The organism is Agreia sp. (genome assembly GCF_964263775.1).
GTDB lineage: Bacteria > Actinomycetota > Actinomycetes > Actinomycetales > Microbacteriaceae > Agreia.
The window spans coordinates 1-7,341 of the sequence record NZ_CAXVWM010000074.1 but is presented as its reverse complement, the minus strand read 5'-3'; the positions used below and the strand labels follow the sequence as shown (position 1 = coordinate 7,341).

General features: G+C 68.1%; 7 protein-coding genes. 1 reads left to right on the top strand and 6 read right to left on the bottom strand.

The annotated features are described in order from the left end of the window. The coding region (locus ACE5CZ_RS06030) for a hypothetical protein (RefSeq protein ID WP_374946430.1) at positions 1–1,216 on the top strand (1,216 nt) is incomplete at its 5' end. A 97-nt stretch (positions 1,217–1,313) separates the two neighbouring features. On the opposite strand, the gene ACE5CZ_RS06025 is transcribed toward ACE5CZ_RS06030, so the two are convergent. The 6 genes from ACE5CZ_RS06025 to ACE5CZ_RS06000 form a co-directional block, all read right to left on the bottom strand. Beyond that, the gene (locus tag ACE5CZ_RS06025; protein WP_374946429.1) at positions 1,314–1,706 is read right to left on the bottom strand and encodes a hypothetical protein; all 393 of its coding nucleotides are present in this window, start codon (positions 1,704–1,706) and stop codon (positions 1,314–1,316) included. A 169-nt stretch (positions 1,707–1,875) separates the two neighbouring features. Next, positions 1,876–3,258, bottom strand: a complete 1,383-nt coding sequence (locus tag ACE5CZ_RS06020) for a glutamate-1-semialdehyde 2,1-aminomutase (RefSeq protein ID WP_374946428.1) — start codon at positions 3,256–3,258, stop codon at positions 1,876–1,878. A 149-nt stretch (positions 3,259–3,407) separates the two neighbouring features. After that, entirely contained in the window at positions 3,408–4,382 is a 975-nt protein-coding gene (gene hemB, locus ACE5CZ_RS06015; RefSeq protein WP_374946427.1) for a porphobilinogen synthase, read from the bottom strand. Positions 4,383–4,549: 167 nt separating this feature from the next. Then, complete coding sequence (locus ACE5CZ_RS06010) at positions 4,550–5,338, bottom strand: uroporphyrinogen-III synthase (protein WP_374946431.1); 789 nt, start codon at positions 5,336–5,338, stop codon at positions 4,550–4,552. After that, positions 5,338–6,270 carry a hydroxymethylbilane synthase gene (hemC, locus tag ACE5CZ_RS06005; protein WP_374946426.1) on the bottom strand — a complete coding sequence of 311 codons (933 nt, stop codon included), beginning with the start codon at positions 6,268–6,270 and terminating at the stop codon, positions 5,338–5,340. The genes ACE5CZ_RS06010 and hemC overlap by 1 nt, the downstream gene beginning before the upstream one ends. Before the next feature lie 31 nt (positions 6,271–6,301). Next, on the bottom strand, positions 6,302–7,341 hold a 1,040-nt coding region (locus ACE5CZ_RS06000; protein WP_374946425.1), incomplete at its 5' end, for a ferrochelatase.

Genomic DNA, 7,341 nt, shown 5'->3' with positions numbered 1-7,341 from the left:
AACATCTCGGTCGTTGTCATCCCGCGTCGCAATGATCGGCACAGCTGCCCTCATCGCCGTCGCGCCCATTTTCGTCACACACACGGCGGCGCAGGCCGACGACAGCTTCGCCGTGACGACTCCGACCCAGGGGCAGGTCGGTGTTCCGGAATACTTCCCGAACACCGCGCAGTTCGCTGGAACTGGCCTGTCCGAGGGCAACACCGTCGACGTTCAGTACCTGACCGGCGACGGAAGCCAGCACACCGCCATTTACGGCGGTAACTCGCGCGCCGCCGACGGCAGTTGGGCCGCGATCGCCAACTTCGATCTTCTCGGAACGGGTCAGACCCAGGTCGTCAGCACCGTCCGCGAGGTGGCTCCTAACGGAACCATTGTCCAGACTCGTCCGCTCACCTTCACCCTCGCTGTCGCGCCCAACCCGGCCGACCCGTTCACGGTCACCTACCCGGGTACCGGCGCGGTCGTCGACACCGCGACGCCCACCTTCACGGGTACCGGTCAGCCTGGTGCAGAGATCGTCATCACCTATGGCGCACGCAGCGTGACTGAGGCCGAAGCGGGTCGAGGCATCGTGGGCACCAACGGCCAGTTCAGCATCGTCACTGACTTCAGCCGCCTCGAGCCGGGTTCACTGGGCACCGGAGCGGTCGTCAATCAGTACGTGAACGGCCAGACGCTCCCCGGAGCTGACCGCCTCTCGATCGCTTTCACTTTCGCGACCCCTCCCGTTCCGGTCATTCCGCTGACTCTCACCATCGATCCATCGTCGTTGACGATCGCCGACGTCACGAACGCTGATAAGGGCGTCCAGTTGGCCGCGACCGGCTTCAGCCCCAACGAAGGTCTTGTCATCACGCTCACCGGGCCCGATGGAGTTGCGGTCGAGCTCGCAGGCGCGGAGGGAATCTTCGCCGACGATGAAGACGGAAGCTACGTCGACCAGCTCGTTCTCACCGGCGGCGTTGCAGTCGGCGACTACACCGTCACCATCTCTGGAAACCGCAGCCTACGAACTGTGAGCGCTGAGTTCACGGTCGTGGCAAACCCTGTCACGCCGGTCAATCCGGTCAACCCGGCCAAGCCCGCTGGAGCACCCGGAAGTGGAACCCTCGCCTCCACCGGCCTCGACGGACTCACCCTCGGCACCCTTGCCGGCGGACTGATGCTCGCCGGCATCACGCTCGCTGCGATCCGTCGCCGCGCGAACGCGTAACAAACAGTCGAAAAAAGTGAGGCCGCCCCAGCCGGGGCGGCCTCACTTTTTTATGGCACGTGTTGCGCAGCGTACCGAGCTGCTTCATCGCTCGCTGTCAGTCGGTTGCGATCTCCTTCGCCGGGTCTTCGATCGCCGGCGGAAGCCTCAGCGCGCGCAGCAGCTCGAGCGCGTGCGTGGTGGTGATGATCACCCGCATGAACTCCGAGCCGCTGCCGTCGATGTCGATGACGACCGAGGTGCGTGTGCCCTTGATGAGCAGAAAGTCCTTGCCGTCGTGCACCTTCCAGGTGCCGACGGCCAGGGTCAGCGGAATCCACGAGCCGGGCGCCCGTATGCCGCGCACCCACACCCACGGGTCCTCGGTGAGAACGGCGGAGCGGATGCGCTCCAGCGGAATATCGATGTTAGTGCGGCGCAGCGAGAGAATCTTCTCTGCACGGGTCAGGCGTATCTCGAGTCGGTCGGTATGCACGAACAGAACAGCCATAGGTCTATCCTGCCCGCGATGGCCGGCGAAATCAGCAGATCGACGGATGCTCATCGTCACGATCTGACTACGGCCGGCGTTTTCGCGTTACGCGTTCAGGAGGAGAGCGTCGCCTCGTGGATAGTGGCGCCGGCCGAGCGCTCCTCCTGAATTAGGTACGGCACCCCGCTCAGACCGCGAGGGTGGGCGACGCGGATGCCGCTGCGCGGGCCGCCGCCGGAAGCGCGTCGAGGATGCGCGCGACCGCGTCTTCGTCGTGCGCGGCACTGACGAACCACGCCTCGAATACCGACGGCGGCAACGAGACCCCCGAGTCGAGCATCGAGTGGAAGAACGCGGGGTAGCGGAACGCGTCTTGCCTCTGCACATCGCTGTAGGTGCGCGGGGCGCCTCCGCCGGAGGCCACGGAGTAGTCGCCGAACACGAAGCTGAACAGGTTTCCGGCGCGTTGCACGGCGTGCGCGACGCCCACGTCGGCGAGTGCCTCAGAGACGGATGCGCTCAGCAGCTCGGCCGTGGCGTCGAGGCGAGCGTAGACCGATGCGTCGGCCAGCGTCAGGGTGGCGATGCCGGCGGCGACGGCCACCGGGTTTCCCGACAGGGTGCCTGCTTGGTAGACCGGGCCGAGCGGGGCGAGAAAGTCCATGACATCGGCACGCCCGCCGAGGGCAGCCAGCGGCATCCCCCCGCCGATGACCTTGCCGTAGGTCACGAGGTCGGGAGCGTACGACAGCGATCCCGCCGCATCCGAACCCGCGGCATCCTGCGCCTCGGACTCGAGTGCCCAGTAGCCCGCGGGGTGAACGCGGAACCCGGTGAGAACCTCGTCGACGATGAGCAGCGCGCCGTTCTCGTGGGCGATGGCCGACAGGGCGGCGTTGAATCCGGCATCCGGAGCCACGACGCCCATGTTGGCGGCCGCCGCCTCGGTGATGATTGCCGCGATGCGCCCCGGGTGCAGGGCGAAGGCCTCGCGCACCGCGTCGAGGTCGTTGTAGGGAAGCACCAGCGTGAGCGCGGCCGTCGCTGCGGGCACGCCGGCGGATGCGGGCAGCCCCAGCGTGGCGAGGCCCGAGCCGGCCTCGGCCAACAGCGAGTCGGAGTGTCCGTGATAGTGGCCGGCGAACTTGATGAGCACGTCGCGTCCGGTGAATCCGCGGGCGAGGCGGATGGCCGTCATCGTGGCCTCGGTGCCCGTGGAGACGAGGCGGATCTTCTCGATGGGCGAGACGCCGCCGCTGGTGACACGGGCCCTAACGAGTTCGGCGAGCTCGGTCTCACCCGGGGTCGAGGCGCCGAACGAGAGGCCGCGGGAGGCGGCATCCTGAACGGCCGCGACGACACCCGGATGCGCGTGGCCGAGAATCGCGGGGCCCCAGCTCGAGACGAGGTCGACGTACTCGGTGCCCTCGGAGTCGGTGACGTAGGCGCCCTTCGCCTCGACGAGGAAGCGGGGGGTTCCGCCGACCGAGCGATAGGCGCGCACCGGCGAGTTGACGCCGCCCGGAATGGAGAGGCGCGCCCGGTCGAAGAGTTCGTCGTTGCGGGTCAAGGGGTACTCCAATGTCTGTTCCCCCTTCGCGGATGAGGAAAAATCTGCGACACCCCGGCAGTTGCTCGCCGGAGGACGGGGTGTCGCGAGAATTTCCTCATCCGCGAAAGGTGGAAGGTGTGGGTGGGTGGGGTTAGAGGGCTGCGGGGTTAGAGGGCTGCGGCGAGTTCTGTCGCCCAGTACGTGAGTACGGTGTCGGCGCCGGCTCGGCGGATGCTGAGCACCGATTCGAGGATGGCGCGGTCCCGGTCGATCCAGCCGTTGGCGGCCGCGGCCTCGATCATGGCGTACTCCCCCGATACCTGGTACGCCCAGACCGGAACCGGCGACCAGGCAGCCACGTCGGCGAGCACGTCGAGGTAGCTGCCCGCGGGCTTCACCATCACGACGTCGGCGCCCTCGGCGACGTCGAGCTGCGCCTCGCGCAGGCCCTCGCGGCGGTTGGCGGGGTCGAGCTGGTAGCTGCGGCGGTTGCCCGTGAGCGTGGACTCGACCGCCTCGCGGAACGGCCCGTAGTAGGCGCTGGCGTACTTCGCCGAGTAGGCGAGCACGGCCACCTCGCTGCGATTGGCCACGTCGAGCGCGTCGCGCACGGCGGCGACCTGGCCGTCCATCATGCCCGACAGGCCGAGAAGCGCCGAGCCCGCGTCGGCCTGCGCCAGCGCCATATCGCGGTATCTGAGGAGGGTGGCGTCGTTGTCGACCCGGCCATCGGCATCCAGAACCCCGCAGTGGCCGTGGTCGGTGAACTCGTCGAGGCACAGGTCGGTCTGCACGACCAGCGCGTCACCGACCTCGGATGCGACGGCCCGGGTCGCCCGGTTCAGGATGCCGTCGACATCGGTCGCGCCGGTTCCCGTGGCATCACGGTGCTCGGGAACGCCGAACAGCATGACTCCTCCTATGCCGGCCGCGGCGGCCTCGGCCACCACGCCGCGGACCGAGTCGAGGGTGTGCTGCACGACGCCGGGCATGGAGTTCAGCGGCCGGGGCTCTGAACCTTCGCGCACGAAGAGGGGAAGCACGAGATCTGCCGGATGGAGGCGGGTCTCGGCGACCTGTCTACGAAGAGCGGGAGTGGCGCGGAGACGGCGCGCGCGCACGACAGGAAAGCCGGAAGTCATGGCTTCCAGCCTAATCGCGTGAACTGGGCGCAAGCCGGGGGATGCCGACGATCGGCTGCTACGCCGCGTCACGACCGTGCAACAGGATGGATTTGCGACGTGCCCGGGTCCAGCCGACGACACGCCGCATGAAATCGAGAGTGTCCTGTTGAACGACTAGAGCCGACCTACTCGTCGTCGGACTTCTGCGCCTTGGCCACGTCGACGATCGCGTCGATCAGCGACACGGCACTGCGCTCCTTCGCCACGAGGTCGACCCGCACGCCGTACGCTGCTGCGTCGCGCGCCGTCTGCGGACCGATCGCGGCCACGATCATGCTGCCGGGCAACTGTCCGAACTGCAGCTGGATCTGCTCCGCCACACTTCCCGAGGTGACGAGCACCGCCGTGAACTCGCCGGCTCGCATGTCGCGAACGATCGCCTCGTCGACAGCAACGCCGATGGTGCGATATGCGACCACCGACTCGACCGTGTGGCCCCGGGCGATGAGTCCCTCGGTGAGCACGGGCTTTGCAATATCGCTGCGCAGGGTGAGGATGCGCAGCTCGGCGCCGTACTGCTCGAACTGGGCCAGCTCGCGCAACCGGCCCTGGGCCGAGTTGTCTTCTGGCGGAACCAGGTCAACCTGGTAGCCGGCGGCCGTGAGGGCGGCGGCGGTCGTCTCTCCGACGGCGGCGATGTGGGTCGACGAGGGCACGGTGGCCCGATGCGCCGAGAGCACGTCGACCGTGGTGGCGCTCGTGACCGTGAGCCAGTCGAACTTTCCGTCGGCGAGCGAGGCGAGGGCCACGTTCAGCGCCTCGTCGTCGGCCGCGGGGGCGAAGTTGATCATGGGAGCGACGACGGGCGTCGCCCCGGCCGCGCGAAGATCGGATGCCACGCCGTGGCCCCACGGGCCGCCTCGCGGAACGAGCACGCGCCATCCACCGAGCGGACGATTGCTCCAGGGCGTCATCATGCGGCGCCTCCGAGGGGAGCGAGTTCTGCGGCTCCGTCTTCGAGCAGTTGCGCCGCGACCGCCGCGCCCAGCGCCTCGGCGAGTACGTCGTCGTCGATACCGGTGAGGGTCGCGCTGCGGGTGCATCCGAGTTCGGCCTCGCCCGTCGGCTCGTACACCACGGCCGTGAGTGAGAGCAGGTCGCCGTCGATCGTGGCGTGCGCGCCGATCGGAGCGGCGCATCCGGCTTCGAGGGTTGCGAGAACGGCCCGTTCGGCCCGAACGGCGGAACGCGTCTGCCCGTGTTCGATACTCAACAGCTCAGTGATGTCGTCTCCTTCGCGCGCTTCGATGGCAAGAGCGCCTTGGCCGGGTGCGGTCGGCCACAACTCAAGATCAAAGAACTCCGACGCCTCCGCCAGCCGGCCCAATCGTTCGAGCCCGGCAGCGGCCAACACGACGCCGTGAAGGTTTCCCCGTTCAACCGATCGTAGTCGCGTGTCGACATTCCCTCGAATATCGACGACCTCCAGATCAGGACGAAGTGATAACAATTGCGCCCGGCGCCGGGGAGAACCCGTTCCAACTCTCGCCGCCTCGGGCAGATCGGCGAGTGAGACCCCGTCGAGGGTGCAGAGAACGTCGCGGGCATCCTCGCGTTCGGGAACCCCGCCGATGACCAACCCGGCGTACTCGACAGTGGGCAGGTCTTTGAGGGAGTGCACGATGAGATCGACCTCGCCCCGCACGAGTGCTTCGCGCAGGGCACTGGCGAACACCCCTGTTCCGCCGAGCGTCGCCAGCGATTCGCGCGAGGTGTCGCCCTCGGTCTTGATGATCACGAGTTCGGTGGGGGTGCCGGTGGAGCGCGTGAGCTGGTCGGCGACCATGCCGGTCTGGGCGCGCGCGAGGGCGCTGCCACGAGTGGCGATGCGAAGTGTTCGGGTCACAGCAGAGGTGCTTTCACGGGGGAACGGCGTGCTACGGAGCGAGCCCGGAAATCGCGGGCGTGAACCCCAAGCGTACGTTCTCGCAGCATCCGGGGCGGCATACGTCGTACCAGGGGCCGAGCGCGGTCACCGCGGGGCGCTCGGAAACGGGCGTCGCCTGCGCCCGTTCGAGCACGAGATCGACCAGGCCCGAGACATAGGCGGGGTGGATGCCCGGAGTCGGCACCCGCACGGCCGCGAGGCCGGCTTCGGCGGCTGAGGCGAGCGCCTCGTTGTCGAGGTCCCACTTCACCTCCATGTGATCGCTCACGAAACCCAGCGGCACGATGATGACCGCCCGGATGCCGCGGGCCGGTAATTCGCCGATCGCATCGTTGATGTCGGGCTCGAGCCAGGGCATCGAGGGCGGGCCGCTGCGCGACTGGAACACGAGCTGCCAGGGCGCGCTCGATTCGGCGGCGAGCATCACGGCCTCGGCCACCGCGAGGTGCTGGGCCCGATAGGCGCCGCCCTCGCCGAAGCCACGGCTCTCGGGGCCCGAGCGGGCGGCATCCGTCGACGGGATCGAGTGCGTCGAGAACAGAACCTCGACCTGGGTCTCGAGGTCGAGATCGGGCTGATCGGCCGCGAGCATCGAGAACGCCTCGCGCACGCCCTCGATGAACGGCTCGACGAAGCCGGGGTGGTCGAAGAACTGGCGCACCTTGTCGATCTCGAGCTCGTCGCCGAGGCCTGTCTCGTCGAGGGCGATCGCGAAGTCCTCGCGGTACTGCCGGCAGCTCGAGTACGAGCTGTAGGCGCTGGTCGCGATGGCGATCAGCCGGCGGTGACCCGCAGCGGATGCCTCGCGCAGCGCGTCGGCGAGGTACGGCTGCCAATTGCGATTGCCCCAGATGACCGGCAGGTCGATGCCCCGACGATCGATCTCGGCCTGCAGCGCCAACTGCAGTGCGCGGTTCTGCGCGTTGATCGGGCTGATGCCGTCGAACGCGCGATAGTGGTGGGCGACCTCCTCGAGCCGCTCCTCGGGGATGCCTCGGCCGCGCGTGACATTGCGGAGGAACGGGATGA

Excerpts from the sequence above, each read along its gene's own strand:
- ACE5CZ_RS06025 (WP_374946429.1), bottom strand. The coding sequence starts at position 1,706 with ATGGCTGTTCTGTTCGTGCATACCGACCGACTCGAGATACGCCTGACC.
- hemB (WP_374946427.1), bottom strand. The coding sequence starts at position 4,382 with ATGACTTCCGGCTTTCCTGTCGTGCGCGCGCGCCGTCTCCGCGCCACT.
- ACE5CZ_RS06010 (WP_374946431.1), bottom strand. The coding sequence starts at position 5,338 with ATGACGCCCTGGAGCAATCGTCCGCTCGGTGGATGGCGCGTGCTCGTT.